This window comes from Micromonospora sp. WMMA1949, assembly GCF_027460145.1.
Lineage (GTDB): Bacteria > Actinomycetota > Actinomycetes > Mycobacteriales > Micromonosporaceae > Micromonospora.
The window spans coordinates 6,191,285-6,217,387 of sequence record NZ_JAPZBG010000001.1; the positions used below are offsets into that span (position 1 = coordinate 6,191,285).

At 73.8% G+C, this 26,103-nt stretch carries 31 protein-coding genes; 21 read left to right on the forward strand and 10 right to left on the reverse strand.

Annotated features, from left to right (window positions below; all coding sequences use genetic code 11):
• Positions 1-29 precede the first annotated feature (29 nt).
• Genes O7607_RS28910 through O7607_RS28920 form a run of 3 tightly spaced genes read right to left on the reverse strand, consistent with a single transcriptional unit; the run spans position 30 to position 3,219 of the window.
• Positions 30-1,367 carry an MGH1-like glycoside hydrolase domain-containing protein gene (locus tag O7607_RS28910; protein ID WP_269706610.1) on the reverse strand — a complete coding sequence of 446 codons (1,338 nt, stop codon included), beginning with the start codon at positions 1,365-1,367 and terminating at the stop codon, positions 30-32.
• Complete coding sequence (locus O7607_RS28915; protein ID WP_269706612.1) at positions 1,364-2,182, reverse strand: sugar phosphate isomerase/epimerase family protein; 819 nt, start codon at positions 2,180-2,182, stop codon at positions 1,364-1,366. The genes O7607_RS28910 and O7607_RS28915 overlap by 4 nt, the downstream gene beginning before the upstream one ends.
• Positions 2,182-3,219 carry a zinc-binding dehydrogenase gene (locus O7607_RS28920; RefSeq protein ID WP_269706613.1) on the reverse strand — a complete coding sequence of 346 codons (1,038 nt, stop codon included), beginning with the start codon at positions 3,217-3,219 and terminating at the stop codon, positions 2,182-2,184. The genes O7607_RS28915 and O7607_RS28920 overlap by 1 nt, the downstream gene beginning before the upstream one ends.
• A 253-nt stretch (positions 3,220-3,472) precedes the next feature.
• On the opposite strand from O7607_RS28920, the gene O7607_RS28925 reads away from it, so the two are divergent.
• From O7607_RS28925 to O7607_RS28945, 5 genes are read left to right on the forward strand one after another with little or no spacing between them, the layout of a single operon-like run.
• Positions 3,473-4,732, forward strand: coding sequence for an ABC transporter substrate-binding protein (locus O7607_RS28925; protein ID WP_269706614.1), 1,260 nt, complete (start codon positions 3,473-3,475; stop codon positions 4,730-4,732).
• Positions 4,729-5,688 carry a carbohydrate ABC transporter permease gene (locus O7607_RS28930; protein WP_269706615.1) on the forward strand — a complete coding sequence of 320 codons (960 nt, stop codon included), beginning with the start codon at positions 4,729-4,731 and terminating at the stop codon, positions 5,686-5,688. The genes O7607_RS28925 and O7607_RS28930 overlap by 4 nt, the downstream gene beginning before the upstream one ends.
• Positions 5,688-6,554 (forward strand): carbohydrate ABC transporter permease, encoded by an 867-nt coding sequence (locus O7607_RS28935; protein WP_269706616.1) that lies wholly within the window; start codon positions 5,688-5,690, stop codon positions 6,552-6,554. The genes O7607_RS28930 and O7607_RS28935 overlap by 1 nt, the downstream gene beginning before the upstream one ends.
• Positions 6,555-6,576: 22 nt before the next feature.
• Positions 6,577-7,179 carry a phosphatase PAP2 family protein gene (locus O7607_RS28940; protein ID WP_269706617.1) on the forward strand — a complete coding sequence of 201 codons (603 nt, stop codon included), beginning with the start codon at positions 6,577-6,579 and terminating at the stop codon, positions 7,177-7,179.
• A gap of 31 nt (positions 7,180-7,210) precedes the next feature.
• Positions 7,211-7,816: a class I SAM-dependent methyltransferase gene (locus tag O7607_RS28945; RefSeq protein ID WP_269706618.1), complete on the forward strand. Its 606-nt coding sequence runs from the start codon at positions 7,211-7,213 to the stop codon at positions 7,814-7,816.
• Between the two features lie 100 nt (positions 7,817-7,916).
• Here O7607_RS28945 and eccB read toward each other — a convergent pair whose 3' ends face one another.
• The gene (gene eccB, locus O7607_RS28950) at positions 7,917-9,305 is read right to left on the reverse strand and encodes a type VII secretion protein EccB (protein ID WP_269706619.1); all 1,389 of its coding nucleotides are present in this window, start codon (positions 9,303-9,305) and stop codon (positions 7,917-7,919) included.
• A gap of 236 nt (positions 9,306-9,541) precedes the next feature.
• Here eccB and O7607_RS28955 point away from each other — a divergent pair, with 236 nt between their 5' ends.
• The 10 genes from O7607_RS28955 (at position 9,542) to O7607_RS29000 (ending at position 17,753) form a co-directional block, all read left to right on the forward strand.
• Positions 9,542-9,811: a metal-sensitive transcriptional regulator gene (locus O7607_RS28955; protein ID WP_013285930.1), complete on the forward strand. Its 270-nt coding sequence runs from the start codon at positions 9,542-9,544 to the stop codon at positions 9,809-9,811.
• A gap of 187 nt (positions 9,812-9,998) precedes the next feature.
• Entirely contained in the window at positions 9,999-11,396 is a 1,398-nt protein-coding gene (locus tag O7607_RS28960; protein WP_269706620.1) for an MBL fold metallo-hydrolase, read from the forward strand.
• Positions 11,397-11,482: 86 nt separating this feature from the next.
• The gene (locus O7607_RS28965; RefSeq protein ID WP_269706621.1) at positions 11,483-12,064 is read left to right on the forward strand and encodes a rhodanese-like domain-containing protein; all 582 of its coding nucleotides are present in this window, start codon (positions 11,483-11,485) and stop codon (positions 12,062-12,064) included.
• Positions 12,061-12,957, forward strand: coding sequence for a sulfite exporter TauE/SafE family protein (locus tag O7607_RS28970; protein ID WP_269706622.1), 897 nt, complete (start codon positions 12,061-12,063; stop codon positions 12,955-12,957). Before O7607_RS28965 ends, O7607_RS28970 begins: the two co-directional genes overlap by 4 nt.
• The gene (locus O7607_RS28975; RefSeq protein ID WP_269706623.1) at positions 12,896-13,504 is read left to right on the forward strand and encodes a class I SAM-dependent methyltransferase; all 609 of its coding nucleotides are present in this window, start codon (positions 12,896-12,898) and stop codon (positions 13,502-13,504) included. Before O7607_RS28970 ends, O7607_RS28975 begins: the two co-directional genes overlap by 62 nt.
• An 81-nt stretch (positions 13,505-13,585) precedes the next feature.
• The gene (locus O7607_RS28980; RefSeq protein WP_194801741.1) at positions 13,586-14,296 is read left to right on the forward strand and encodes a spermidine synthase; all 711 of its coding nucleotides are present in this window, start codon (positions 13,586-13,588) and stop codon (positions 14,294-14,296) included.
• A gap of 72 nt (positions 14,297-14,368) precedes the next feature.
• Complete coding sequence (locus O7607_RS28985) at positions 14,369-14,548, forward strand: hypothetical protein (RefSeq protein WP_018787202.1); 180 nt, start codon at positions 14,369-14,371, stop codon at positions 14,546-14,548.
• 102 nt (positions 14,549-14,650) lie between these two features.
• A complete protein-coding gene (locus O7607_RS28990; RefSeq protein ID WP_269706624.1) occupies positions 14,651-16,330 on the forward strand; it encodes a long-chain-fatty-acid--CoA ligase in 1,680 nt (559 codons plus the stop codon).
• Between the two features lie 48 nt (positions 16,331-16,378).
• Complete coding sequence (locus tag O7607_RS28995) at positions 16,379-16,597, forward strand: hypothetical protein (protein WP_269706625.1); 219 nt, start codon at positions 16,379-16,381, stop codon at positions 16,595-16,597.
• A gap of 64 nt (positions 16,598-16,661) precedes the next feature.
• On the forward strand, positions 16,662-17,753 hold the full coding sequence (locus O7607_RS29000) for a winged helix DNA-binding domain-containing protein (protein WP_269706626.1): 1,092 nt from the start codon (positions 16,662-16,664) through the stop codon (positions 17,751-17,753).
• Between the two features lie 4 nt (positions 17,754-17,757).
• Here O7607_RS29000 and O7607_RS29005 read toward each other — a convergent pair whose 3' ends face one another.
• Complete coding sequence (locus O7607_RS29005) at positions 17,758-18,522, reverse strand: class I SAM-dependent methyltransferase (protein WP_269706627.1); 765 nt, start codon at positions 18,520-18,522, stop codon at positions 17,758-17,760.
• 38 nt (positions 18,523-18,560) lie between these two features.
• Here O7607_RS29005 and O7607_RS29010 point away from each other — a divergent pair, with 38 nt between their 5' ends.
• Both O7607_RS29010 and O7607_RS29015 read left to right on the forward strand, forming a co-directional pair.
• A complete protein-coding gene (locus O7607_RS29010; RefSeq protein WP_269706628.1) occupies positions 18,561-19,115 on the forward strand; it encodes an AAA family ATPase in 555 nt (184 codons plus the stop codon).
• Positions 19,112-19,882, forward strand: a complete 771-nt coding sequence (locus O7607_RS29015; protein ID WP_269706629.1) for a maleylpyruvate isomerase N-terminal domain-containing protein — start codon at positions 19,112-19,114, stop codon at positions 19,880-19,882. The genes O7607_RS29010 and O7607_RS29015 overlap by 4 nt, the downstream gene beginning before the upstream one ends.
• Before the next feature lie 6 nt (positions 19,883-19,888).
• Here O7607_RS29015 and O7607_RS29020 read toward each other — a convergent pair whose 3' ends face one another.
• Positions 19,889-20,527 carry a class I SAM-dependent DNA methyltransferase gene (locus O7607_RS29020; RefSeq protein WP_269706630.1) on the reverse strand — a complete coding sequence of 213 codons (639 nt, stop codon included), beginning with the start codon at positions 20,525-20,527 and terminating at the stop codon, positions 19,889-19,891.
• Positions 20,528-20,578: 51 nt separating this feature from the next.
• Here O7607_RS29020 and O7607_RS29025 point away from each other — a divergent pair, with 51 nt between their 5' ends.
• A complete protein-coding gene (locus O7607_RS29025) occupies positions 20,579-21,382 on the forward strand; it encodes a class I SAM-dependent methyltransferase (protein WP_269706631.1) in 804 nt (267 codons plus the stop codon).
• On the opposite strand, the gene O7607_RS29030 is transcribed toward O7607_RS29025, so the two are convergent.
• The 3 genes from O7607_RS29030 to O7607_RS29040 all read right to left on the reverse strand — a co-directional run bounded on the left by O7607_RS29030 (position 21,309) and on the right by O7607_RS29040 (position 23,655).
• On the reverse strand, positions 21,309-21,974 hold the full coding sequence (locus tag O7607_RS29030) for an alpha/beta fold hydrolase (RefSeq protein WP_269706632.1): 666 nt from the start codon (positions 21,972-21,974) through the stop codon (positions 21,309-21,311). The two genes, O7607_RS29025 and O7607_RS29030, sit on opposite strands and share 74 nt — an antisense overlap.
• Positions 21,975-22,014: 40 nt before the next feature.
• Positions 22,015-22,989, reverse strand: coding sequence for a DUF1152 domain-containing protein (locus O7607_RS29035; protein ID WP_269706633.1), 975 nt, complete (start codon positions 22,987-22,989; stop codon positions 22,015-22,017).
• Between the two features lie 84 nt (positions 22,990-23,073).
• On the reverse strand, positions 23,074-23,655 hold the full coding sequence (locus tag O7607_RS29040; RefSeq protein WP_269706634.1) for a carboxymuconolactone decarboxylase family protein: 582 nt from the start codon (positions 23,653-23,655) through the stop codon (positions 23,074-23,076).
• Positions 23,656-23,717: 62 nt separating this feature from the next.
• Here O7607_RS29040 and O7607_RS29045 point away from each other — a divergent pair, with 62 nt between their 5' ends.
• Positions 23,718-24,374 carry an HAD family hydrolase gene (locus tag O7607_RS29045; protein WP_269706635.1) on the forward strand — a complete coding sequence of 219 codons (657 nt, stop codon included), beginning with the start codon at positions 23,718-23,720 and terminating at the stop codon, positions 24,372-24,374.
• Here the strand turns inward: O7607_RS29045 and O7607_RS29050 are convergent.
• A complete protein-coding gene (locus O7607_RS29050; RefSeq protein ID WP_269706636.1) occupies positions 24,371-25,036 on the reverse strand; it encodes an NAD(P)-dependent oxidoreductase in 666 nt (221 codons plus the stop codon). The genes O7607_RS29045 and O7607_RS29050 overlap by 4 nt on opposite strands.
• 61 nt (positions 25,037-25,097) lie before the next feature.
• Here O7607_RS29050 and O7607_RS29055 point away from each other — a divergent pair, with 61 nt between their 5' ends.
• Together O7607_RS29055 and O7607_RS29060 are read left to right on the forward strand one after the other, a co-directional pair.
• The gene (locus O7607_RS29055) at positions 25,098-25,487 is read left to right on the forward strand and encodes a winged helix-turn-helix transcriptional regulator (RefSeq protein ID WP_269706637.1); all 390 of its coding nucleotides are present in this window, start codon (positions 25,098-25,100) and stop codon (positions 25,485-25,487) included.
• 10 nt (positions 25,488-25,497) lie between these two features.
• Positions 25,498-26,103: a YdeI/OmpD-associated family protein gene (locus O7607_RS29060; RefSeq protein WP_269706639.1), complete on the forward strand. Its 606-nt coding sequence runs from the start codon at positions 25,498-25,500 to the stop codon at positions 26,101-26,103.

Below are 26,103 nucleotides of genomic sequence, written 5' to 3' on the forward strand. Positions count from 1 at the left end.
GGCGCCGGCCCGGGCCGGCGCCACCGGCGTCACTCCGAACCGAGCGCGTCCAGCACCAGCGCGGCGGTCCAGCTGAACGCCGGTGAGCCGAGACCGGCGCCGGTGTCCGGGTGGAAGTACTCGTGGCAGCCGGACCGGTCGACCAGGTCGAGCAGCGACTCGCGCAGCCCGGCGGCCAGGTCGGCCCGCCGATGCGTGCGCAGCCCCTGCCAGAGCAGCCAGCCGGTGTTGATCCAGCTGGGGCCGCGCCAGTAGCGCAGCGGCTCGAAGTCCGGCGCGGTGCGGTCGTACGTGGGCAGCGGCCGGTCCATCCGGGCGGCCAGCCCGAAGCGCGGCGAGCACGCCTCGGCCAGCAGTGCGGACACCTGCGCGGCGGGCAGCTCGGGAAGCGCCAGCGGCATCAGCCCGAGCACGGTCCGGGCCGGCACGAGCCGGTCCGCGCGCACGTCGCGGGGACGGAAGGTGCCGGTGACCGGGTCCCAGAGGCGGGTGACGAGCGCCTCGGTGATGCGGGCGCCCCGGTCGCGGTGCGGCCCCGGGTCGGCGCCGATCACCGTGGCGATGCGCGCGAGGGCGTACTCGGACACGCCGAGCGCGGCGTTCACCAGGGGGCACTCCACCAGGAACGGGTGCCGTCCGAGCAGCCCCTCGTCCCGGTAGCGGCCGGCCCGGTAGCTCTCCACCAGCGCGACGTAACGCGCGTAGTCCAGGTCGGTGGGGCGCTGCGCGGCGTCGGCGTGCGCGGTGTCGTGCCGGCGGTACGCGCGCATCACCGCCTCGTCGGCGGACACCCCCGCCAGTGGCGCGTCCCAGGCGGGGCTGTTGTCCAGCCCGGACTCCCACGGGTGCACGATCGACGCCAGCCCGCCGCCACCGGCGTCGCGCCGCCCGGTCAGGTAGCGCTGCTGCGCGACCAGCCTCGGGTAGAGCCGCCGCAGCGCGGCCACCGACGCCTCGCCGGGTGCGCGGCGGTGCACCAGCCAGGCGGCCGGGGCGTGCACCGGCGGCTGGACGATCCCGGAGGTGGCCCGGGCCGGCGAGCCGTCGGCGCGGGCGGAGTCCCAGAACTGCGGCCCGGGGAAGTACGGCCCGGCGCGCGAGGCCGGGTTGAACACGATGTGCGGCACCCGCCCGTCGACCCACTGCGCGGCGAACAGTGTGCGCAGCTCCCGCCAGGCCCGGTCCGGGCGGACGTGGGCCAGGCCGATCGCGATGAAAGCCGAGTCCCAGCTCCACTGGTGCGGGTAGAGCGTGCGGGAGGGGACGGTGTGGTCGTGTTCCCAGTTGGCGTCCAGGGTGGCCAGCGCGAGCCGGCGCAGCCGGGCGTGCCGGTCGGCGTCGGCGCGTACCCCGGTGGTCAGCGTCATGCGGCGGCCCGCCGGGGACGGGCCTGGGCCAGCGCGGTGGCGGCCTGGCGCAGCGCGGCGACCGGCTCGCCGCGCAGCCGGCACTCCAGCGCCAGCCAGCCGGGGTAGCCGATCGCGTCGAGCGTGGCCAGCAGCGCCGCCCAGTCGAGGTGCCCGGCGCCGGGCTGGTGCCGGTTGGAGTCGCTGACCTGGACGTGCCCGAGGTACGGCGCGGCGGCGCGCAGCGCGGCGTGCGGGTCGTCCTCCTCGATGTTCATGTGGTACGTGTCGGCGGCCACCCGCAGCGCCGGTGATCCGACCGCGCGGCACAGCTCGACGGCCTGGTCGAGCCGGTTGACCATGTGGTCCTCGTACCTGTTGAGCGGTTCCAGGAACACGGTGACCCCCTCGGCGCGGGCGTGCCCGGCCAGCTCGCCCAGGGCGTCGACGAGCACCCGCCGGTCGCCCTCGGCCGAGCGGGGTGGTTCGAACGGCGGCAGCCGGCGGGAGAACATGCCCCAGGCCGCCGGGGTCATCGCGCCGACGCCGCCGAGTTCGGCGATCACCGACAGCTGGGAGCGCAGGTTGTCCACCGCGTCGCGGGAGCGGTCCGGGTCGAAGTCGCCGACGAAGTGGTCCATCTCGACGCAGACGGTCGGCATCACCACGCCGGCAGCGCGGGCGCGGCGCAGCTCCGGCAGCCGCCGGGCCAGCGCGTGGTCGCCTCGTCCGCGCAGCTCGATGCCCTGGTAGCCGAGGGAGACGGCGAGGGCGTACTTCTGGGTCAGGTCGCTGCCGGGAAGCAACTGCTCCTGGCAGGCAAGCGGAATGTCCATCAGAACCTCAGCACCACTTGGAGGACGTCACCGTCACCGCGGTCGAGCAACGCCAGGGCGTCGGCCACCGCGCCCGCGTCAACGACGTGGCTCACCAGCGGCAGCGGGTCGACGCTGCCCTCGGCCACCAGGTCCATGAAGGTGTGTGCGATCCGCGTCCCGGACCACCGGCCGGCCGTGCCGGGTGCCGGATCGGGCCCGGAGACCTGGGCGGCCACGAGCTGGATCCGGTTGTGGTGGAACTCCTCGCCGAGTTCCAGCCCGTGGGCGTACCCCTGGTAGAAGCCGGCCGCGACGACGCGCCCGGCGTGCGCGGTGGCGCGGATCGCCTCGTGCAGCGCCGGGTACGACCCGGACAGTTCCAGGCAGACGTCGGCGCCCCGGCCGTCCGTGGCGGCCCGCAGCGCGGCGGCGGGCGAGTCGGTGCCGGCGTCGACGACCCGGCGGGCGCCGAGCCGGGTGGCGTGCGCGAGCCGGCCGGGCATCCGGTCGACCGCCACCACGCGGGCGCCGGAGAGCGCGGCCAGGCGCGTGCCGAGCAGCCCGATCACGCCCTGCCCGAACACGCCCACCCAGTCGCCCAGGTGCAGGTCACCGGCGAGTACGGCGGTCAGCGCGATGGCGCCGGGCCGGGCGAACACGGCGGCGAGCGGGTCGAGGCCGGGTGGCAGCGGGTGCGCCGCCGTCGCGGGGAGCACCGCCTCGGCGCGGTGCCCCCAGATGCCCCAGACGAGCTGGCCGGGCCACCGCCCGGCCACGTCGGGGGCGACCTCGACGATCTCGCCGACCTCCTCGTATCCGAAGCCCACCACCGGGTACGCGGGCGTGGCCTGGCGGGGGACGAACATGCGGCTGCCGGCGTCCCAGTCCTTGCGCAGACGCGGGTTGCTGCCCCGGTAGAGCGTCAGCTCGGTGCCGGCGGAGATGCCCGAGTAGTGGGTGCGGACGCGGACCTGGCCCGGACCGAGGTGGTCCGCGGGGCAGGGCTCCAGGCGTACGTGCCGGGGCCCGGCCAGAGAGACAACCCAGTTGCTCATGGCGTCGCTCCGAAGAAAGTGCCGACCTCGATTCTAACCCAAAAAATGGGCATATGTGATTACATTGATGAATCGATGGGTATTGGCGGAAAGCCGTACTCTTTCGAGAGGAGTGCCACCGATGTCATCACCCTCCACACGGCGGCTCGCACTAGGCCTGATCCTGGCACTGGCCGGGACCGGCGTGGCCGCATGCAGCGACGACGGGCCGAAATCCGACAGTTCGCAGATCACTGTCTGGAGCCTGGAAGACGTGGCGGACCGCGTCGCCGCCACCAAGGCGATCATCGCCGACTACACCGCCAAGACCGGCGTCAAGGTCAACCTGGTCACCGTCAACGAGGACCAGTTCCCGTCCCTCATCGCCTCCAGCGCCGCCGCCGGCGACCTGCCCGACGTGGTCGGCTCGGTCTCCCTGGCCGGGGTGCGGACGCTGTCCGCCAACGAACTCCTCGACGTCGACGCCAACGGCACCGTCGTCGACCGGCTCGGCAAGGACACGTTCACGCCCCGCGCGCTGGAACTCACCAGCGACGGCGGCAAGCAGCTCGCCGTACCCAGCGACGGGTGGGGTCAGCTGCTGGTCTACCGCAAGGACCTGTTCGCCGCCGCCGGCCTGCCGGCGCCCGACACGTACGAGAAGATCGCCGCCGCGGCGGCGAAGCTGAACACCGGCGGCGTCGCCGGCATCACCGCGGCCACCTCCCCCGGCGACGTGTTCACCCAGCAGACCTTCGAGCACCTGGCGCTGGCGAACAACTGCCGGCTCACCGACGACTCCGGAAAGGTCACGCTCGACTCCCCCGAGTGCGTCGAGGCGTTCCGCTTCTACGGAGACCTGATGCGGAACAACTCGGTCAAGGGCGCCCAGGACGTCGACACCACCCGGGCCACCTACTTCGCCGGCAAGGCGGCCATGCTGATCTGGTCGCCGTTCATCCTCGACGAGCTGGCCGGGCTGCGCGCCGACGCCCGCCCGACGTGCCCGCAGTGCCAGTCCGACCCGGCCTGGCTGGCGCGCAACAGCGGCTTCGTCACCGCGATCAAGGGCCCCAACGGCACCGAGCCGGCTCAGTACGGCGAGGTCAGCTCCTGGGCCGTGCTCGACGGTGCCGTCGACCCGGCGAAGTCGTTCGTGGAGTACATGCTCTCCGACGGCTACCCGCGCTGGTTCGGCATGTCCCCCGAGGGGCGCTTCCCGGTGCGCACCGGCACGCCGGAGGACAAGCAGAAGTTCCGCACCGCCTGGAACACCAGCCCGGCCGGCGTGGACACCAAGAAGCCGCTGTCCGAGGTCTACGGCGAGGACGTGCTCGCCACGCTGCGCCGCAGCCCCGACACGTTCCAGCGGTGGGGCCTGACCGAGAACCAGGGCAAGCTCGTCGGCGCCATCCTCGGTGAACTGCCGGTACCCAAGGCGCTCGCCGACGTCGTCGGCGGCAAGTCCGACGCCCGCGCCGCCGCCGAACGCGCCCGCAAGGACGTCGAGGCGATAGCCAAGGGCGTGAATTGACCACCACCGCGCCGGAGGCCGGCCGCTCCCCCGCACCGGAGCGACCCCGCCGACCCGGCCGACGTCCGCTGACACTGCGCCGCCGCGAGTCCCGCGCCGGGCTCGCGCTGGTCAGCCCGACCCTGCTCGTCGTGGTCGCGGTGATCGGCATACCCATCGTCTGGACGGTGCTGCTGGCCTTCCAGCGGGTACGCCTGGCGACGCTGCGCAAGACCGGCCTGTTCGGCGAGCTGACGCTGGACAACATCGACCGGGTTCTGCACACGCCCGGGTTCGCCGACACGCTCTGGACCACAGTGCTCTACAGCGTCGGCGGCACCGCCGGCTCGATAGTGGTGGGCCTGGCGGCGGCGCTCGCCGTACGCGGGCCGTTCCGGGGCCGCACGCTGGTCCGCGCGTCGATGCTGCTGCCGTACGTGGCGCCGGTGGTCGCCATGACGTTCGTCTGGCAGGTGATGCTCGACCCGCAGCTCGGCATCGTCAACGACTGGGGCAAGCGCTTCCTCGGCTGGGATCAGCCGGTGCCGTTCCTGTCCCAGGAGTCGACCGCGCTGTGGACGGTGATCGCGTTCGAGGCGTGGCGCTACTTCCCGTTCGCGTTCCTGTTCCTGCTGGCCCGGCTGCAGGCGGTGCCGGGCGAGCTGGAGGAGGCCGCCCGGGTCGACGGTGCCACACCCACGCAGCGGTTCCGGCACATCCTGCTGCCGCAGCTCATGCCGGTGATCGCGTTGATCGGCGTGCTCCGCTTCATCATGACGTTCAACAAGTTCGACGACGTCTACCTGCTCACCGGCGGCGCCGCCGGCACCGAGGTGGTCAGCGTCCGGGTCTACCAGTTCTTCACCGCCCGCACCGACATCGGCGCGGCCGCCGCCCAGGCGGTCGTGCTCGCCGTGGTGCTGCTCGTGTTCGTGGCCATCTACCTGCGCTTCTTCGGCGCGCGACGGGAGGCGTGATGGACCGGGACCGGATCGAGACGGTGAGCCTGCGCTGGCTGCGCCGGCTGGTGATCGCCGGGTTCCTGGTGGTCACACTGCTGCCGTTCTGGTACATGCTGGTGCTGTCGGTACGCCCGATCGAACGTCTGCTGCTGGAGCCCGGTTCGCTCTGGGTGCCGTTCGGCGAGCTGACCGTCGCCACGTACGCCGAGGTGCTGAAGTCCGTCTCCGACGGCGGCCAGGGCTTCCTCACGTTCATCCGCAACAGCGGCCTGGTGGCGCTCGCCGCCACCGCGCTCACCCTGGTGATCGCCATTCCCGGCGCGTACGCGGTCTCCCGCCTGCGGTTCTTCGGCCGCCGGCAGGTCAGCGCGCTGTTCCTGGCGGTCTACCTGTTCCCGTCGATCGTCATCGCGATCCCGCTGTTCGTGGTCTTCACCCGGGCCGGGCTGCGCGGGTCGCTGACCGGCCTGGTGCTCGTCTACATCTCGCAGACGCTGCCGGTGTCGGTCTACATGCTGAAGAACTACTTCGAGACGATTCCGGTGAGCCTGGAGGAGTCGGCGGCGATCGACGGCGCGGGCCGGCTCGGCATCATCCGCCGGGTCAGCCTGCCGCTGGCGGCGCCCTCGGTGATGGCCGTCGCGCTGTACGACTTCATGATCGCCTGGAACGAATATCTGTTCGCGCTGCTGTTCATGGTCGACCGGCCGGACCGGTGGACCGTGTCGCTGGGGCTGTCGCTGCTCGCCGACGGCGTCGAGGTGCCCAAGACGGTGCTGATGGCCGGATCGGTCATCCTCACGCTGCCGATCGTGGTGCTGTTCTTCGCCGGGGAGCGAATGCTCACCGAGGGACTCACCAGCGGAGCAGAGAAGGGCTGAGCGTCCGTGCCAGGATGATCGGGTGCGAGCATCACGGGAGCGCCGGGCCGGCGCGCGGGCGGCCCGGATGCTCACCGAGGTGCTCGCCCCGACCGTCCTGGTGACGGCGCTGCCGCTGATCGCGGCCGCCCGGGTCAGCCGCTCGGCCGGCCAGTTCCTGCTCTGGGGCGGCATCGCGCTGACGTTCTGCGCCGTCATCCCGATCGGCGTGCTCGTGCACGGCGTACGCCGGGGGCGCCTCACCGACCGGCACGTCGGCGACCGCACGCAGCGGGCCCGGCCGCTGTCGATCGGGCTGGCCTCGGTCGCGGCCGGGTTGCTCCTGCTGGCGGCGGTACGCGCACCGACCGAGCTGTTCGCCGTGATCGTGGTGGTCTTCGTGGTCGGCGCGGCCTGCGCGCTGGTGAACCACTGGTGGAAGCTGAGCATCCACGCGGCGGTGGCCGCCGCCACGGTCGCCGTGCTGGTGCCGCTGACCGGCCCGGCCGCGAACCTCGGCTGGGTGCTCGTCGCGGCCGTCGGCTGGTCCCGGGTACGGCTGGGCGACCACACCTGGCCGCAGGTGCTGGCCGGTGTGGCGCTGGGCGGGCCGCTCGCCGCCGGCACGTTCCTGGCGCTCGCCTGACTGCCGCCACAAGATCAGCTACGGTGGCGTCATGGGCAAGCCGACCCGCTGGGTGACCGACACGAACCCCGGCCATTCGCAGTGGTACGTGGACCGGTTCCGTCAGCTCGCCGCCGAGGGCGCCGACCTGGCCGGTGAGGCGCGGCTGCTGGACGCGCTCGTACCGCCCGGCGCCCGTGTCCTGGACGCCGGCTGCGGCACCGGCCGCGTCGCCGCCGCGCTCGCCGCGCGCGGGCACACCGCCGTGGGCGTGGACGCCGACCCGACGCTGGTCGAGGCGGCCCGCGCCGACCACCCCGGTCCCCGCTTCCTGGTCGCCGACCTGGCCGAGCTGGACCTGGCCGCGCAGGGCGAGGCGGAGCCGTTCGACGCCGCGGTGCTGGCCGGCAACGTGATGGTCTTCGTCGCCCCCGGCACCGAGCGCGACGTGCTGGCCCGCGTCGCCGCGCACGTCCGGCCGGACGGCCTGGTCGTGGTCGGCTTCGCCACCGACCGCGGCTACCCGGTGGCCGAACTGGACGCCGACGCGGTGGCCGCCGGGCTGCGCCCCGAGCACCGCTTCGCCACCTGGGACCTGCGACCGTGGCGCGACGACGCCGACTTCGCGGTCACCGTGCTGCGCCGCCCGGCCGGCTGACCCACTGCTCATTTCGGCCTGCTCAGCTCCGGACCAGCCCGGCCCTCGCCCGGCTCGGCCCCGGCCCTCGCCTGACGCGTTCGAGCCGGCCGCCCGGCGCTCAGGCGGGCGCGGCCACCGTCCGGGCGGCCTCCGGGTCGAGCGGGCTGCCGGCCGGCAGCAGGTCCACCAGGCCCGCCGGCAGCCGCGCCGGGCGTACGCCCGCGTACCCGAGCATGCCCGGGACGTCGGCGCCGGTCAGCGCGTACCGTCGGCCCAGGTCGGTGACCACGCAGATCGCGCCGCCGGTCGCGCCCGGCGCGGGCACCGCCTCCACCAGCGCGCCGCGGCCCGGCTCGACCACTACCGCGTCGGCGAGCCCGGCCCGGCCGCCCGAGGCCCGCGCGGCGGCGGCCGGCGCGGCGGCACCGAGGCGCAGTTCGCGTACGCCGGTGTCGTCGCCGGCCCGCGCGCAGAGCGCACCCTCGGCGGCGGCCAGCCGGGGCGGTACGGCGGGCGGCGCGGTCGGCCCGCCCGGCACCAGACCGGGCAGCTTCGGCAGCGCGGCGAACCGGCCGAGCGTGATCGGTTCCGGCTCCCGCTGGCCGGTGCGGGTCAGCAGCAAGGCGGCCTGCAACTCGGTGATCGCTGCCAGCCCGCCGCGCTGGGCGACCGCGTACTGCCGGCTGCCACCGGAGTTGCGCACCAGGTAGACGTCGCCCACCGCCGCGCCGGTGACCCGCTCGGACGGCTCACCGAGGTCGTCCACCGGCGGCGGGGCCAGGTCGGCGCCGGCCGGGAGCGTGTTCAGCAGCGCCGCCGCCACCGGCACCGCCCGTTCCCGGGTGGCGGCCAGCGCGGCGAGCACCCGGTCGGTGTCGCGCAGCAGGTAGCGCCGGTCGTGCCAGAGCAGGTGCAGGCCGCCGTCCGGGTGGCGGGCGAGCAGGCCCTGGTCGCCGAGCGCCCGGCCACCGGTGGCCTCCCGTCCGATCAGCAGCACCGAGCGGGCCTCGCCGCGCCCGGCCTCCCCGCGCCCCGTGTCGTCGCCCGGTACCGAGCAGAGCGTCCAGGCGTCGCGGACGAGCCGGTTCGACGCGGGCAGCGAGTCCGGCGCGTCGGCGATGCCCAGCGGCAGACCGCGCGGCACTCCCTCGATGGCGCGGCGGCCGACCAGCACCGTCTTCGGCTGCTCCGCCCCGATGATCAGCAGCGCTGAGGCGTAGTTGAGCACCGGGTGCAGCTTGTCGTCGCGGTAGACGAAACGCGCGCCCGACTCCTTCTCCACGATCACCGCGCCGGTCTCGCGCCACGAGTCACCGCCGCCGGTGAACAGGCCGTAGAGCGCGACGCCGCCGAGCGCGATCGCCGCGACCAGGACGCTGGCCAGACCGGCGCCGGCGAGCCGGCGGAACGGGGACTGCGGCGGATCCGTCTCCCGCATGACGAGCGCGGCGACCGCCCGCTGGACGGTGAACTGGTACGAGTGCAGCTGGTCCTGCCGCGACGCCATCGGGTCCCTTCCGGCTGGGATGGTCGGCGCACAGGATAAGCGCTCCGTCGATGCCCCGGCGACCCTGCGTGTCCCCGCCCCCACCCCCCGCCCCGCCGATCTTGCAGTTGCCGCCCCGACAAACCGGCCACAACAGGCATGCTTCGGGCACCAAGTGCAAGATCGGCGAGGGCGGGGGCGGCGATGGTGGCGGATCAGGTACCCCCTGGGGTATGTTCGAGTGCAGGAGGTGCGACGTGAATCTTCGACCGGAGATGACAGGTGAGGCACTGACCCGGCTCAAGCGGGCCCGGGGGCAGCTCAACGCCGTCATCGAGATGATGGAGAACGGCGAGGACTGCCGCGCCGCGCTGACCCAGCTCGCCGCGGTCTCCAAGGCCATCGACCGGGCCGGCTTCAAGATCATCGCCTCCGGCATGCGCTACTGCGACGCCGCCCGCCAGGCCGGCGAGGAGCCGGAGATGACCGAGGAGGAGCTGGAGAAGCTCTTCCTGTCCCTGGCCTGACGACTCCCTCGCCCGACGACTCCCTGGCCTGACGACTCCCTGGCCTGACGGCGCCCGCCTGACCGGCTGACACCCGCCCGCGCCGTGTGACCGCGACCCGGGCGGGTAAACACCTACCTGGAATTCACAGGCCGCAGACTGTTCCTTGCATACCCCCAGGGGTATATAGGCAATGAGAGGAAATGACATGACCCTCGATGTGTCCGTCATCGCGACCTCCTCGCTCGGCGACCGCAGCTACCTCGCCTCGGACGGCCGGGTGGCGGTGGTGGTCGACCCGCAGCGCGACATCGACCGCATCCTGTACCTGGCCGGCGCCAAGGGCGTACGGATCACCCACGTGGTCGAGACGCACATCCACAACGACTACGTCTCCGGCGGCCTGGAACTGGCCCGGATCACCGGCGCGCAGTACCTGGTGGCCGCCGCCGACACCGTCGAGTTCGACCGCACGCCGGTGGCCGACGGCGACACCGTGCCGGTGTCGGACACGATGCGGCTGCGGGTGATCGGCACCCCGGGCCACACGTTCCACCACCTGTCGTACGCGCTCGACGAGCGCGACGGCGGCTGGGCGCCGACCGGCGTGTTCACCGGTGGCTCGCTGCTGTTCGGCACCACCGGCCGCACCGACCTGCTCGGCCAGCAGCACGCGCACGAGCTGGCGCACCACCAGTACGCCTCGGCCCGCAAGCTGGCCGACCTGCTGCCCGACGGCGCGCAGGTGTGGCCCACGCACGGCTTCGGCAGCTTCTGCTCGGCCAGTCAGGCCGACGCCCCCGAGTCGACGATCGGCCGGGAGAAGGAGGCCAACCTGGTGCTGCGGCTGGCCGCCGACCAGTTCGTCACCGAGACGCTGGCCGGGCTGGACGCCTACCCGGCGTACTACGCGCACATGGGTGTCGCCAACGCCGCCGGTCCCGCCCCGGTCGACCTCACGCCGGTGGCCCGTGCCGACGCCGACGAGCTGCGCCGTCGCATCGCCGCCGGCGAGTGGGTGGTCGACCTGCGCCACCGCAAGGCGTACGCGGCCTCGCACCTGGCCGGCACCGTCAGCCTCGGCCTGGACGGGCCGATGTCGACGTGGCTCGGCTGGCTGATCGACTGGGGTGTGCCGATCACGTTCCTGGCGCAGACCCCGGAGCAGGTCGCCGACGCCCAGCGGGAACTGGTCCGCATCGGCATCGACCGCCCGGCCGCCCAGGCCACCGGCGAGCCCGAGCAGTGGACCGCCGACCCGTCGCAGCTGCGTGAGATGGCGGTGGCCGACTTCGGCGCGCTCGCCGCCGCGCAGGCCGGCAAGACCCCGGCCGGGCTGCCCGAGCCGCAGGTCGTCCTCGACGTGCGGATGACGAACGAGTGGAAGGCCGGGCACATCGACGGCGCGGTGCACGTGCCGCTGCCGGACGTGCCGAAGCGCCTCGCCGACATCCCCGCCGGGACGATCTGGGTGCACTGCGGCTCCGGCTACCGGGCCACCGCCGCCGCGTCCCTGCTCGCCAACGCCGGCCGGGACGTGGTGCTGATCGACGACGCGTACGCCCGGGCCGAGGCGGCCGGCGTTCGCATGGCGACCACCGCCTGACCTCTCCCCCAGCGCCCGGCCGGTGTGTCCGTACACCGGCCGACGCCGGACCCTGCCCGAAAACATCCCGTTCAAGGAGACAGAGCATGACCACGACCACCCCGACCATCGACGCGGCCGGCCTGCGCGAGCTGATCGCCGCCGGACGTACGCCCCGGATGCTCGACGTGCGGACGCCCGGCGAGTTCGAGGCGGCCCACATCCCCGGCGCGTACAACGTTCCGCTGGACCTGCTCCGGGAACACCGCGCCGAGCTGCGCAGCCACCTGGACGAGGACGTGGTGCTGATCTGCCGCTCCGGCGCCCGGGCGAGCCAGGCCGGGCAGGCGCTGGCCGGTGTCGGCCTGCCCAACCTCAAGGTGCTCGACGGCGGCATGCTGGCCTGGCAGGCCACCGGCGCGCAGGTCAACCAGGGCCGGTCGCGCTGGGACCTGGAGCGCCAGGTACGCCTCGTCGCCGGTTCGATCGTGCTCGCCGCCGTGCTCGGCTCGGTGTTCGTGCCGGGCCTGAAGTGGGTCGCCGCCTTCATCGGCGCGGGCCTCACGTTCGCCGCGCTCACCAACACGTGCGCGATGGGCATGCTGCTGAGCAAGCTGCCGTACAACCGGGGCGCGAGCTGCGACCTGGACACCATCGTGGGGCAGTTGCGCGACGGGGACCGCAGGTGACCACCCTCGCCCTGACGCTGGCCGGCGCGGTGCTGATCGGCGTGACGCTGGGCCTGCTCGGTGGCGGCGGGTCGATCCTCGCCGTGCCGCTGCTGGTCTACGTCGCCGACCTGCCCGCCAAGGAGGCGATCGCCACCTCGCTGCTGGTCGTCGGCGTGACCAGTGCGGTGGGCGTGCTGCCGCACGCCCGCGCGAACCGGGTCCGCTGGCGCACCGGGCTCATCTTCGGGGTGGCCGGCATGACCGGCGCGTACGCGGGCGGCCGACTGGCCGAGTTCGTCCCGGCGGGCGTCCTGCTCACCGGGTTCGCCCTGATGATGCTCGCCACCGCGGTCGCCATGCTCCGGGGCCGGCGATCCGCCGAGGGCCGACCGGCCCCGTCCGAGCTGCCGGCGCTGCGGGTGATCGTCGACGGAGTGGTGGTCGGCCTGGTCACCGGTCTGGTCGGCGCGGGCGGGGGCTTCCTGGTCGTACCGGCCCTGGCCCTGCTGGGCGGGTTGCCGATGCCGGTCGCGGTCGGCACCTCGCTGGTGGTCATCGCGATGAAGTCGTTCGCCGGCCTGGCCGGCTACCTGTCCAGCGTGCAGATCCACTGGGGTCTGGCCGCCGGGGTCACCGCCGCCGCTGTCGTCGGCAGCCTGCTCGGTGGCCGGCTCGCCGGGCGGATCCCGGCCGACGTGCTGCGTCGCGGCTTCGGCTGGTTCGTCGTGGTGATGGGCGTGTTCGTGCTCGCGCAGCAGTTGCCGCCGGTCTGGGGACTCGCCGTGGGAGCGCTTGCCGTGGCCGGTACGGTCACCATGGCGGTGTGGGGCCGCCGGAGGAGGGGACACAGTGGACAGCAGCGCCTGGGACAGCCGGTACGCCGACACGCCCGGACTGGTGTGGAGCGCTGAGCCCAACCGTTTCGTGGTCGAGTCGGTCACCGGCCTGACCCCCGGCTCGGCACTCGACATCGCCGCCGGCGAGGGCCGCAACGCGGTCTGGCTGGCCGGTCAGGGCTGGCGGGTGAACGCGGTCGACTTCTCCTCGGTCGCCGTGGACCGGGGGCGGGAACTGGCCGCCGCGCGGGGCGTGACAGTCGACTGGCGGGTCGCGGACGTGACCGCGTACCGGCCGGTGCCGAACAGCTACGACCTGGTGCTGATCAGCTACCTGCACCTGGCGGCGCCCGAGTTCGCCCGGGTGCTCGCCGCGGCGAAGTCGGCGCTGCGCCCCGGCGGCACGCTCGTGGTGGTCGGCCACGACCTGGCCAATCTCTCCGGCGGCATCGGCGGCCCGCAGGACCCGGACGTGCTGCTCACGCCGGAGTCGGTGGTCGACGGGCTGGCCGGGCTGCGCGTACAGCGGGCCGAGACGACCCGCCGGCCGGTCCCGGCCACCGACGGCGGTACCGTCGACGCGCTGGACACCGTGGTGGTCGCCACCCGCCCCGCCGACTGACCGCCGTCCGCCGTCGTTTCGCCGGGCCGGGCCGGGACCGGCCGGTAGCATCCGGGGACGGATCGGCGGAGAGGACACCGGGTGGGCGCGCGTTTCGAGGAACTGGCCTGGCGGGAGACGCCGATCGGCGAGATCAGCCTGCGGCGTCGCCGTGACCCGGCGCTGGACTCCGAGGTGTACGAGGTGAAGCTCGACGACGAGTACCTCATGTCCAGCGCCTTCCCGGTCGCGGAGATCGAACTGGCCCGGCTCGGGCTGGCCCCGCTCACCGGTGACGCGCTGGACGTGGTGGTCGGCGGGCTCGGCCTCGGCTACACCGCGCGGACCGCGCTGGAGGATCCCCGGGTGCGCTCGCTGGTGGTGGTTGAGGCGATCGAGGACGTGATCGACTGGCACCGGCGGGATCTGCTGCCGTTCGCCGCCGGGCTGGCCACCGATCCGCGTACCCGGTTCGTCCGGGCGGACTTCTTCGCCGCGGTCGCCGGCGACGGTCTCGACCCGGATGAGCCCGGGCGCCGCTTCCACGCGGTGCTGCTGGACGTGGACCACTCCCCCCGCCAGGTGCTGCACCCCAGCCACGCCCCGTTCTACACGGTCGACGGGCTGCGCCGGCTGGCCGCGCTGCTGCACCCGGAGGGCGTCTTCGCGCTGTGGTCGAACGACCCGCCGGACCCGGCGTTCCAGCGCACGCTGACCGAGGTGTTCCCGACCTCGGTGGCGCACGTCGTCCGGTTCCCGAACCCGTTGCAGGGCCGGGAGGCGGCGAACACCGTGTACGTGGCCCGGCACTGATCCACCCGGCGGCGCATGGCCGCACGAGCAGCGGGAAAGCGCACGGCCCACCGTACGACGGGAGGCTGGGACATGCGCGCGTTGCTCTGGGTGGTCGGCGTGGTCGCCGGTGTGCTCATCCTGCTCGGGCTGCTGCTGGAGGCGGTCCGCTGGCTCGTCATCATCGGCGTGATCGCGCTCGCCGCGGTGATCATCTTCGGGATCGTGAAGGGCCGGCGGGTGGTGCACCAGCATTCGACCCGCCGCCGCTGACCTGCGGAGAAGTGTGACTCACCCGGCAACCTACGTAAGCGTAGGTTACCGGGCGGTTAAGTTAGGCTGGGGGCGTCATCCACGCGACGAGGAGTAACGGCGATGGACGCGACCGCCCAGCGACCCTGGACCCGCAGCTACGCACCCGGCGTGCCGGCGGAGATCGCCGAGCCGACCGGCTCGCTCGTCGACCTGCTCACCGAGGCGGCCGGGCGGTTCGGTCCCCGGGTCGCGCTCGACTTCTACGGCGCCACCACCACGTTCACCGAGCTGGCCGACCAGGTGGCCCGCGCCGCCGAGGCGCTGCGCCGGCTCGGCGTCGGCCCGGGTGACCGGGTGGCGCTGGTGCTGCCGAACTGCCCGCAGCACGTGGTCGCCTTCTACGCCGTGCTGCGCCTCGGCGCGGTGGTGGTCGAGCACAACCCGCTCTACACCGCCGACGAGCTGGACCGGCAGCTCACCGACCACGGCGCGACGGTCGCGATCGCGTGGGACAAGGTCGCGCCGCTGGTGGCGGGACGCGGCGCCGTGCGTACCGTGGTGGCGGTCGACCTGACCGCGGCGCTGCCGCGGCTCAAGCGGTGGGCGCTGCGGGTGCCGCTGCCGAAGGTCCGCGCCGCCCGCGCCGCGATGACCGCCCCCGCGCCCGGCGCGCTGGCCTGGTCGGACCTCGTCTCCGCCGCCGGGCCGCTGCCCGCGAGCCATCCCGCGCCGGAGGCCGGCGACGTGGCGCTGCTCCAGTACACCGGCGGCACCACCGGCGAGCCCAAGGGCGCCGTGCTGACCCACCGCAACCTGCGCGCCAACGCCGCGCAGGGCCGCGCCTGGGTACCGGGCCTGCGCGACGGCGCGGAGACGGTGTACGCGGTGCTGCCGCTGTTCCACGCCTACGGGCTGACGCTCTGCCTCACCTTCGCCGTCAGCATCGGCGCGACGCTGGTGCTGTTCCCCCGCTTCGACGCCGACCAGGTGCTCGACGCCGTCCGCCGCCGCCCGCCGACGTTCCTGCCCGCGGTGCCGCCGGTCTACGCGAAGCTGGCCACCGTCGCCCGCGAACGCGGCGTCGACCTCACCTCCATCCGGTACGCGATCTCCGGCGCGATGTCGCTGCCACCGGCCATCGTGGAGCTGTGGGAGCAGGTGACCGGCGGCCTGCTGGTCGAGGGGTACGGGATGACCGAGACGTCCCCGATCACCGTGGGCAACCCGGTCGCCCCCAGCCGCCGCCCCGGCACCGTCGGCGTGCCGTTCCCCTCCACCGACGTCCGCATCGTCGACCCGGAGGACCCGAGCCGCGACCGCGCCCCGGGCGAGGCCGGCGAGCTGCTGGTCCGCGGCCCGCAGGTGTTCTCCGGCTACTGGCACCGGCCCGAGGAGACCGCCAAGGTGCTGCTGCCGGGCGGCTGGATGCGTACCGGCGACATCGTCACCATGGACGCCGACGGCTTCGTCACGGTGGTCGACCGGATCAAAGAGCTGATCATCACCGGCGGCTTCAACGTCTATCCGTCCGAGGTGGAGGAGGCGCTGCGCCGCGTCCCCGGCGTCCGCGAGGCCGCCGCCGTGGGAATGCCCACCGACGACGGCGAGGTGGTCGTCGCCGCGGTGGTGGTCGACCCGGCGGTGGCCTGTACGCCGGAGACGATCCGCACCTCGTGCCGCACCCACCTGGCCGGGTACAAGGTGCCGCGCCGGGTCGTGGTCGTCGACGAGCTGCCGTACTCCCAGATCGGCAAGATCCTGCGCCGCGAGGTCCGCGAACGGCTGCTCGCCGGCCGCTGACCCGACCCGCCCGTTTGCCGGCAGGACGGCGGGGGTAAACGGGCGTCCATGGTGGATTCACGGGGCAAGTCAGTCGGTCGTTACCTCATGCGCCTGGTCGGCGGCGTCGCCGTCATCTTCGGCCTGCTCGGCATCTTCGCCACGCTCGCCGACGGAAACCTGGTCGGGATCGTGCTCAGCCTCGTGTTCATCGGCGGCGGGATCTTCCTGCTCAAGCGCTCCGGCCCCGACCGGCGGACCGACCCGGTGCCGCCCGCCGTGCGCTGAGCGCACCCGCCGCGCCGGGCCGCGCTGTCCCGGAAGTGTCGGTGCCGCCGCCTACGCTGTGACGATGGTCGACAGGCGTCAGGTGATGGCCTTCCGCGTGCGCGCCCAGCAGCTCGACCGGGCGCACGGCTCGCTCGCCGACACCGCCGTGCTCGACATCGGCGTGCAGGACACCGGCCCCGACGGCGGCCGCTGGGCGCTCGCCACGCGCGGGGTCGACGTGACCCCGCTGAACGGCGACGACCTGGTCCTGCTCTGGACCGTACGCGGCGCCCCGCACCTCTACCGCCGCCCCGACGTGGGCGCGGTGGCCGCTGCGGTCGAGCCGTTCTCCGACGCCGACGCGGGCAAGCGCATCTACGACGCGGCGAAGCCGTTGAAGGCCGCCGGCATCGGCATCCTCGACGCGCTCGACGAGGTGGCCGCGCGAATGCGGGAGATCGTCCGCAAGCCGACCGTCAAGGGCGAGGTCTCCGGCCGCCTCGCGGAGATGATGCCCGAGCCCTACCTGCGGCACTGCCGGCCGTGCGACGCGACCCACCTCTACGAGATGCCGTTCCGGCTCGCCGCCGTACGCGCCGGGCTGGAGCTGCGGCTCGACACGTCACCGCCGGTCCTGGAACGCATCCGCGCCTTCCGTCCGGCCGCCGCGCCCGGCGACCGGTTCGAGCTCATCCGCGCCTACCTTCGGCTGCTCGGCCCGGCCACGCCCAAGCACGTCGCCGACTACCTCGACGCCCCGGTCAAGGAGGTCAAGGGCCGCTGGCCGCACGACGCGGTCGAGGTGAGCGTCGACGGTGAGACGCGCTGGCTGCTCGCCGACGACGAGGCGGCGCTGGCGTCGGCGGACGCCACGACGACCCGCCTGCTCGGCCCGTTCGACCTGTTCCTCCAGGCGAAGGACCGGTCGACGCTGGTGCCCGACGTGGCCCGAGCCAAGGAGCTGTGGCCGGTGCTGGGCCGTCCCGGAGCGGTGCTCGCCGACGGGGAGCTGGCCGGCGCCTGGCGGCCCCGCAAGTCCGGCCGGTCGTTCACCGTCGCGGTCCAGCCGTGGCGCAGGCTCACCGGCAGCACCCGGGAGGCGGTGGTCGCGGAGGCCGAGCGCCTCGCCGCGTACCGGGGTGTGCCGCTCGCGGGTGTCGACTTCGCCGACTGACCGCCTAGCGCGTCCGCCCGATCGCCGTCCAGGCCGACGCCGGGACCTCCACCGGCCACCGTTCGCCGAGCAGCGACGCGCACCTGTCGCGCAACGCCGCGCGGCCCGCCGCGTCGAGCCGCTGGACGTGGTCCCCGGCCGGGCCCACACCGAGCGTGTACGGCTCCCACCACTGGTCGAAGCTCGCGAAACGTGTCCGGACGGTGAGCACGGAGGACCGCACGTCCCGCAGCCCGGCGGCGGTGAACAGCTCGGCGAGGTGCTCTTCCCGCGCCCCGGCGAGCCCTGACTCGTCGTGCGCATCCGGGTCGAGCGACCGGACCGCCTGCCAGAACACGGTCAGCGGCCCACGCCCACCGGCGTGGTCCCACACGCAGGCCGCCACCACGCCCCCGGGTCGGGTCACCCGGCCCATCTCCCGCAGCCCGGCAACCGGGTCCGTCATGAAGTGCACGACGAGCTGAGCGAGGGTGACGTCGAAGCCGCCGTCGGGGAACGGCAGCAGCTCGGCCGACGCCCGCCGGACATCGGCCCCCGGCAAACGCACCCGGGCCGCCTCGACGAACGGCGCCGACGGGTCGACAGCCGACACCGCCTCGGGCCCCAGCCGTGCCACCAGCTCCGCGGTCAACGCTCCGGTGCCGCAGCCGACATCAAGCGCCCGCTGCCCCGGCGTGACACCCGCGGCGTCGGCGAAGCGCACCGCCAGCGCCTCGGCGAATCGGCCCATGGACCGGCCGTACGCGGAAGCGTCCACATCGAAGCTCACCGCATCAGGCTAGCAACGCCAGTGCGATGATCATGTCCATGATTGTCTGGATCAACGGTGCGTTCGGCGTCGGCAAGACGACCACGGCACGGCTGCTCACGGACGCGCTTCCGGACGCGCGGCTGTTCGACCCGGAGTTCCTCGGCTCGATGCTCACCGCGTTCGTCACCCCGCCGACCGACGACTTCCAGGACCTGCCACTGTGGCGTCACCTCGTCGTGCAGACGGTCACCGGGCTGGACCGGCACCACCCGGGCATCTGGATCGTGCCGATGAGCCTGCTCGACCCGGCGTATCGCACGGAGATCCTCGGCGGCATCCGCACCGCCGGCGCCGACGTCCGCGAGGTGGTGCTCACGCTCCCCGAGGACCGGTTGCGTGCGCGCATCGACGCCGACCAGCTCGAGACCGGCGCACGCGGCTGGCGGCACGACCACATCGACCGGGCCCTGGCCACGTTCGCGTCGGTGACCGACGCCCGTCTGATCGACGCCTCCGCCCCGCCCGAGCAGGTGGCCGACGCCGTCGCCGCGCACGTGCGTGCCGAAACTCGCTGTCGGGCTTCCGGGCACGGTGATAGACATCCGGCGTGATCGAGCCCCTGACGTTTTCCGATCGGCTGCGGCTGATCGACGACCGGTCGGCCGCCTTCCGGGAGGCGGTCGCCGCCGCGCCGGACCTCGACGCGCCGGTGCCGACCTGCCCCGAGTGGACGCTGTTCGACCTGGCCCGGCACATCGGCCAGGGGCGCCGCTCCTGGGCGGCCACCGTCGCCGCCGGTCCCGAGGCGTCCGGACGGGCCGCCCCCGGTGGTCCCGACGCTCCCCGGGAGCGTACGGCGCTGCGGGACTGGCTCGCCGAGTCCACCGAGCAGCTGCTGGCCGCGCTGCGCGACGCCGGACCCGATCGTGCCTGCTGGACGTGGTGGGACACGTCGCAGTCGCCGCAGAACTGCGGCGCGGTCGCCCGACACCAGCTCCAGGAGATCGCGGTGCACACCTACGACGCCCAGCTCACCGTGGGCGCGCCGCAGCCGCTGCCGGTCGAGGTGGCCCTCGACGGCGTGGCGGACTTCCTGTTCACCTGCTGCGCGACCACGGTGCCGTGGCCGTACGAGCCGGCCGTCCTCGACTACCACCTCACCGAGGGCGGATGGTGGCGCGTGCGGCTCTCCCCCGACGGCGTACGGGTCACCAACCTGCCCGCCGGAGCCGATGCGGACCCGGCCGACACCGCCGCCCGGTCCACCGCCGGTGACCTGGTCCTGGCCTTCTACGGCCGGATACCGCTGGACGCGCTCACCATCGAGGGCGACCGGCAGGTGCTCGACCGGATCGCGGCGTGGGACCCGGACGCGTAGCCGCCGTCACCGGTGGGCGAAGACGAATCCGCCCTCGACGTCCGGCGCGGGACGATGCGTCATCTCGGCCTCGACGGTGAACCCGGCGTCGGTCAGCCAGGCCGCGACCCGCCCCGGTGGACGGCGGTGCACGTAGACGCGCATCGGGTGCCCGCCGTACCCCTGTGTCTTGAGCCGGCTGCCGTCACCGGCGTGGAATCCGAGCAGCACGACGCCGCCGGGCCGCAGCACCCGGTGGAATCCGGCGAGGACGGCGGGCACCTCGTCGTCCGGGACGTGGATCAGGGAGAACCAGGAGAGCAACCCGGTCAGGCACTCGTCGGTGAGGTCCAGACGGGTCATCGAGCCCACCTCGAAGCGGACGCCCGGGTGGTCGCGCCGCGCCAGGTCGATCATCGCCGGTGACAGGTCGATGCCGAACGCGCTCAAGCCCAGATCGCGCAGGTGCCGGGTGATCCGGCCCGGTCCGCAGCCGACGTCTGCGACCGGGCCGCTCCCCCGCGCCCGGACCAGCTCGGCGAAGAGCGCGAGGATGCCGCGCTGGAACGGCTCGTTCGCCAGGGCATCACGCAGCAGGTCGGCGTAACTGGACGCAACCGTGTCGTAGGAGGTGCGGGTGTCGTCCAGCCAGCTGGGATCGCTCACGCCGCGCACGATAGCCGCGAACGAACGGGCGACAGTGGGAGGATGGTCGGCATGCCGGGTCGTGCGTTGAGCTTCGGAGCGGCCGCGCAGGCGTACGAGCGTTTCCGGCCCGGCTATCCCGAGGAACTGGCCGACCTGGTGCTGGCGTACGCGGGCCGCCCGATCCGGACCGCCCTGGAGATCGGCGCCGGGACCGGCAAGGCGACCCGGCTGTTCGCCCGGCGCGGCATCGCGGTCACCGCCACCGACCCGGACCCCGCGATGCTCGCCGAACTGCGCCGGCACGTCCCGGCCGAGGTACGGGTCCGACAGGCCGCGTTCGAGGAGTTGCCCGCCGACGAGCGCCACGACCTGGTGTACGCGGCGGCGGCGCTGCACTGGACCGACCCGGACCGGCGGTGGGAGCGGGTGGCCGCGCTGCTGACGCCCGGTGGCGTGTTCGCCTCGTTCGGCGGGCCGCTGCGACTGGCCGACCCGGCGCTGCGCGACGCGGTCGCCGCCGCCCGGGCCGAGTTCCTCGCCGACGACGAGATCCCGTCGCCGGACGGAACGTCACCGGAGGCCGGCATGCAGTGGCCCGGCACCGAGCTGCGCGCCTCCGAGTGGTTCACCGACGTGCGGCAGGAGGTCATCGAACGGCGGATCACGACGAGTGCCGACGAATACATCGGTCTGCTGTCGACCGTCTCGGCCTATCTCGAACTGCCGCCGCACGTACGCGAGCAGGTGTTCCGCCGCGTCCGGGACGTCCTGCCCGGCACGGTCGAGGTCACCGCCGACGTCACGGTCCACCTGGCCCGGCGGACGTCACCAGGTAGGCGGTCAGCCGGTCGGCGAGCGGGCCCGGACGACTGAGCGCCATCGCGTGGCCGCCGTCGATCTCGTCCGGCACCACGCCGAGCCGGTCGGCGGCCACCCGGCGTTGGAAGTCGGCGGGGAAGAACCGGTCGTCGCGGCCGATCAGCACCGCCGTCGGCACGGCCGGCCAGGTGGCGAGCGGCCACGGCTCGTCCCACTCCGCGCTGACCTGCTGCCGGCCGTGCGCGGGCGCCTCGGCGACGATCTCGGGCGGCACGCCGTTGTAGAACTGCTGCTCCTCGCTGAGCCCTTCCGGCTCGCGGTAGCCGGTGTTGCCCCACCAGTCCCCCGGCTTCTCACCGGGCCGCGGAATCATCGGGGTGAGCAGGACCAGCTGCCGCACCGGCAGCCGGTCGGCGACCAGCGGTGCGGTGAACGCGCCGTACGAGTGCCCGACCACCACGAGGTCGTCGCGGTCACCGACGGCGTCGACCACCGCCTGGCGGAAGTCGGCGAACCCCGCCGACCGGTCGCCGATCGGCAGCTCCGGCACCACCGCGTCGTGACCCCGGGCGGCCAGCTCGGGAACCAGCAGATGCCAGTCCCACGCGCTGCCCCCGCCACCGTGGATGAGCACGAACGTCGTCATACCCGGGACCCTCCCACACGGGTACGACATGCGGTCGCGGTCAGTGCGGAAATGCCCGCGGGATCCGGGTGGCCCGCAGCTCGTCGCGGAACGCCTCGATGCGGGTGATGACCTGACGCCGCCCGATCGTGTTCTCGATCCGGTCGAGGTAGAGGCAGCGGGCGGCGAGCCGGGGCAGGTCGACGGAGAAGTAGATCGCCATGAGGGGGTTGACGAACAGGTCGCCGTGGCTGGTACGCCGGCTGAACCGTACGTCTCCGCACGTGCCGCCGGTGGCGGCGGCGATCTGCCCCTGGACGATGCTCGGCCGGTGCGGGGTGGCGGCCTGGGCCTGCGCGACCGCCTCGCGGTAGAGCACCGCCTCACGGCTGGAGCCCGGAATGGACAGCGCGCCGAGGTAGCCGCCCTCCCGGTCGAGCGCGGCCAGGTTCTCCAGCACCTCGACGTGGTTGACGCCGTCGTGCGCGTCGATGCCGAACCCGAGACTGCTCACCAGCCGGATCGGCACGTCCAGCCCGGCCACGGCGGCCAGGCTGGTGATGTCCTCCACCGGGGTGCCCAGGCCGCTCTCGTCACCGCGCAACAGGATGTCGGTGCCGCCGTCGACGAGCACGATCGCGTCGAGGTCGAGCCGGTCGACCAGGTGCCGGTACGCCTCACGAAGCGGCTGCACGCCCAGCGGCGGGAAGGCGTACACGGTCGACGGCAGGTCCCGGCCCGCCAGCCAGCGGGCCAGGTGCGCCTCCGGGAAGTACCAGTCCGGGCTGAGGGTGTCCGGCCGGATCGCCGCCACGTGCTCGTCCACCCACACCTGCCGGTCGAGCAGTTCCAGCTCCGAGAAGGAGAGGCTGGCCAGGTGCACCCGCTTGCCAGCCTGCCACAGCGCCAGCGCCAGCGGCAGGCCGGCGTACACGTCGAAGCCGCCACCGGCTCCGGCGATCAGGACGTCGCGTGCCGGGGCCAGGGCGGCGAACAACGGCGGAACGGCCAAGGTGTACGCGGCGGTGTCGGTCACCAGATGATGATCTCCGCTCGCGTGGCGGACCGCTGCCCCGTGGCCACCCGGTCGAGGCACGGCCCGGGGCCGGGACCCGCTCGTTCAAACCGGGCGGCCGAACGTCACCGCCTCCCGGACCAGCTTCGGCGCCTTCTCCGCCAGTTGCGCGTCCGGCCGCGCGCCGAGCGCGTCGTTCACCGTGGAGAAGGCCAGCCGGAACGCGATCAGCGTGGTCGCCTCGAAGATCTCCCGGTCGCTCAGGCCGACGTCGCGCAGGCGTTGCGCGTCGGCCTCGGTGGTGGCGTTCGGATCCGTCACGACCCGGCGGGACCAGTCGGCCAGAGCCGTCTCCCGCTCGGACAGGTCCGCCTCGTCGCCGCGCAGGACCCCGGCGGCGGTCGCCTCGTCGCTCATCCCGGCCAGCCGGGCGCCCCAGGCCAGCGAGCAGTACGAGTCGCCGCGCGCGGCAGCGGTGGCGGCGACCAGCACGGCCACCTCCCGCGAGGACAACGTGGACTCGGACAGCAGTTCGGTGCGCGTGTTCTGGAAGGACATCAGCACGTCGGGTCGCCAGCACCAGACGCGGGTGAGGTTGTTCACGTAGCCGTCGGCGGCGAGGTCGTCCTCGTACGCGGCTTTCGCCGCCGGGCTCTGCGGCGGTTCGGGGAGGAAGGCGGAATTCATGCGGGCAGTCTGCGCCACCCGGGCGCCCCCCACTGGCTGATCAACGACAGTACGATCCGCTGATGATCCAGGCGGTCTTCTTCGACGTGGGCGGGACGATCCTCGACGAGACGCGCGAGTTCGCGACCTGGGCGGACTGGCTGGGCGTTCCCCGGCACACGTTCTCCGCCGTCTTCGGCGCGGTGATCGCCCGGGGCCTGGACTACCAGGAGGTGTTCCGGGCGTTCCGGCCGGACTTCGACCTCACCGCCGAACTGACGCGCCGGGTCGCCGCCGGTGACCCGGAGTCCTTCGGCGCCGACGACCTCTACCCGGACGCGCGGGCCTGCCTGGCCGCCCTGCGGGAGCAGGGCCTGCGCGTCGGTCTGGCCGGCAACCAGCCGGAGCACGCCGAGGCGACGCTGCGGGCGCTGGACCTGCCGGTGGACGTCATCGGCACGTCGGCGGCCTGGGGCGTGGCGAAACCGGCGCCGGAGTTCTTCGACCGGGTCGTCCGCGAGGGCGGCGGCGACGCGTCCGCGATCCTGTACGTCGGTGACCGGCCGGACAACGACGCCGCGCCCGCGATGGCCGCCGGCATGTCGGCGTGCCTGATCCGGCGCGGCCCGTGGGGACACATCCTCGACATGCCGGACGTGGCCGAGCGGTGCCTGTTCCGCATCGACTCGCTGGACGAGCTGCCGGCCCTGGTCGCGCGGCACAACGCGGCGGCCGGCTAGGCCGGGGCCTCGGCGAAGACCGAGACCCGGGTGCGGTGGTGGCGCGGTGACTCGATCTCGTCAACCACCGCCACCGCCAGATCGGCGTACGACAGGTACGCCGACGCCGGGGCCTGCTCGCCGCCGAGGCGGTACCGGCCGGTGCGAGGGCCCTCCACGTCCAGCGCGGCCGGCGGGGTGAGCACGAGCCAGTCGACTGTGGTGTCCGCCGCGCGGAGCCGGTCCAGGCCGGCGGCGTGGCTGAGCGCGAACGGCCGCAACTCGGCGGGAAGAACGGCCGGGTCGTCGTAGAGGGGCCGGCCACGCGCGTCGGTGAGCGTGGCGAACAGGCCGATCGCCACGAGCCGGGGCACGGCTGCGCGGGCCAGGCCGTGCAGCAGCGCGTCGGCCGCCCGGACGAAGAACTCCGGATCGAGGCCGGCGGCGGCGAGTGCCTCCGGACCGGACGCCGGGCTGACCGCGTGGACGACGGCGTCGTGCCCGTACCCGATGGAGGTGACCGTCTCCGGGTCGGTGACGTCGCCGCGTACCGCGGAGGTGAGGTCGGGATGACGGGCGGGGTCGCGGACGACGGCGGTGACGCGGTGGCCGCGGCGGTGGGCCTCGGCGGTGATCGCGCGGCCGGCCCGGCCGCCCGCGCCGAAGACGGCGATGCTGGTCATGGCGCGACGCTAGAGCGCCGGATGCCGGTTACCGCAACGGTACCGGCGTTACGCTCGGGCGATGACGCCGCTCGATCCGGACATGTTCGATCGCGCGTGCCCGTCGCGGGTGATGCCGCTGCGGATCGGCGAAAAGTGGACCGCGATGGTGGTGTTGTGCCTGGAGCACGGGCCGCGCCGGTTCACCGAGTTGCGGGTGCCGCTGCGCACGGTCACGCCGAAGGTGCTGGCCGGGACGCTGCGGGCGATGGAACGCGACGGGCTGGTCACGCGTACCGCCTACGACGAGAACCCGCCGCGCGTGGAGTACGCGCTGACGCCGCTGGGCCGCAGCCTGCTGACGCTGGTCGCGGCCGCCCGGTCGTGGAGCGAGGCGCACCTGGACGAGTTGCTGGCCGCCCGCCGGTCGCACGAGCGGCGGGCCGGCGCCGATGTCGTACCCCCGGCATAGCCTGCCGGTCATGGGAACCGCCGAGCTGGACGAGCTGATCGTGCCCGACGCGGAAGGGCTGCGCTCGTGGTTGTCCGCCCACCACGACACGTCGCCCGGCGTCTGGCTCGCCCTGACCCGCAAGGGCGGCACGCTCACCACGCTGACCTGGCAGCAGGCGGTCGACGAGGCGTTGTGCTTCGGCTGGATCGACGGGCAGGCCCGCAAGCGCGACCACGAGAGCTCCTGGATCCGGTTCACCCCGCGCCGGGCCCGCAGCGCCTGGTCGCAACGCAACGTCGCCAACGTGGCCCGGCTGGAGGAACAGGGGCGGATGACGCCGGCGGGCCGGGCCGCGGTGGAGGCCGCGAAGGCGGACGGCCGATGGGCGGCGGCCTACGCGCCGCCGTCGGAGGCCGAGGTGCCGGCCGACCTGCTCGCCGCCATCGCGGCCGAGCCCGCCGCCCAGGCCATGTTCGACGTGCTCACCAGCGCCAACAGGTTCGCACTCATCCACCGGCTCAATGCCGTCAAGCGCGCGGAGACCCGCACGCGCAAGATCGGCGAGTTCGTCGCCATGCTGGCCCGCCACGAGACGTTCCACCCGCAGAAGGCGAAGCCGCCGCGCACGTCGTGA

Bases quoted from the DNA above. Each gene is read 5' to 3' on its own strand.
- O7607_RS29030 (WP_269706632.1), bottom strand. From the start codon at position 21,974: ATGACGACGTTCGTGCTCATCCACGGTGGCGGGGGCAGCGCGTGGGAC.
- O7607_RS28965 (WP_269706621.1), top strand. From the start codon at position 11,483: ATGACCACGACCACCCCGACCATCGACGCGGCCGGCCTGCGCGAGCTG.
- O7607_RS29045 (WP_269706635.1), top strand. From the start codon at position 23,718: ATGATCCAGGCGGTCTTCTTCGACGTGGGCGGGACGATCCTCGACGAG.
- O7607_RS28915 (WP_269706612.1), bottom strand. From the start codon at position 2,182: ATGGACATTCCGCTTGCCTGCCAGGAGCAGTTGCTTCCCGGCAGCGAC.
- O7607_RS28935 (WP_269706616.1), top strand. From the start codon at position 5,688: ATGGACCGGGACCGGATCGAGACGGTGAGCCTGCGCTGGCTGCGCCGG.
- O7607_RS28945 (WP_269706618.1), top strand. From the start codon at position 7,211: ATGGGCAAGCCGACCCGCTGGGTGACCGACACGAACCCCGGCCATTCG.
- O7607_RS28910 (WP_269706610.1), bottom strand. From the start codon at position 1,367: ATGACGCTGACCACCGGGGTACGCGCCGACGCCGACCGGCACGCCCGG.
- O7607_RS28960 (WP_269706620.1), top strand. From the start codon at position 9,999: ATGACCCTCGATGTGTCCGTCATCGCGACCTCCTCGCTCGGCGACCGC.
- O7607_RS28990 (WP_269706624.1), top strand. From the start codon at position 14,651: ATGGACGCGACCGCCCAGCGACCCTGGACCCGCAGCTACGCACCCGGC.
- O7607_RS29025 (WP_269706631.1), top strand. From the start codon at position 20,579: ATGCCGGGTCGTGCGTTGAGCTTCGGAGCGGCCGCGCAGGCGTACGAG.
- O7607_RS29040 (WP_269706634.1), bottom strand. From the start codon at position 23,655: ATGAATTCCGCCTTCCTCCCCGAACCGCCGCAGAGCCCGGCGGCGAAA.
- O7607_RS28985 (WP_018787202.1), top strand. From the start codon at position 14,369: ATGCGCGCGTTGCTCTGGGTGGTCGGCGTGGTCGCCGGTGTGCTCATC.
- O7607_RS28995 (WP_269706625.1), top strand. From the start codon at position 16,379: ATGGTGGATTCACGGGGCAAGTCAGTCGGTCGTTACCTCATGCGCCTG.
- O7607_RS28920 (WP_269706613.1), bottom strand. From the start codon at position 3,219: ATGAGCAACTGGGTTGTCTCTCTGGCCGGGCCCCGGCACGTACGCCTG.
- O7607_RS29060 (WP_269706639.1), top strand. From the start codon at position 25,498: ATGGGAACCGCCGAGCTGGACGAGCTGATCGTGCCCGACGCGGAAGGG.
- O7607_RS29055 (WP_269706637.1), top strand. From the start codon at position 25,098: ATGACGCCGCTCGATCCGGACATGTTCGATCGCGCGTGCCCGTCGCGG.
- O7607_RS29010 (WP_269706628.1), top strand. From the start codon at position 18,561: ATGATTGTCTGGATCAACGGTGCGTTCGGCGTCGGCAAGACGACCACG.
- O7607_RS29050 (WP_269706636.1), bottom strand. From the start codon at position 25,036: ATGACCAGCATCGCCGTCTTCGGCGCGGGCGGCCGGGCCGGCCGCGCG.
- eccB (WP_269706619.1), bottom strand. From the start codon at position 9,305: ATGGCGTCGCGGCAGGACCAGCTGCACTCGTACCAGTTCACCGTCCAG.
- O7607_RS29000 (WP_269706626.1), top strand. From the start codon at position 16,662: ATGGTCGACAGGCGTCAGGTGATGGCCTTCCGCGTGCGCGCCCAGCAG.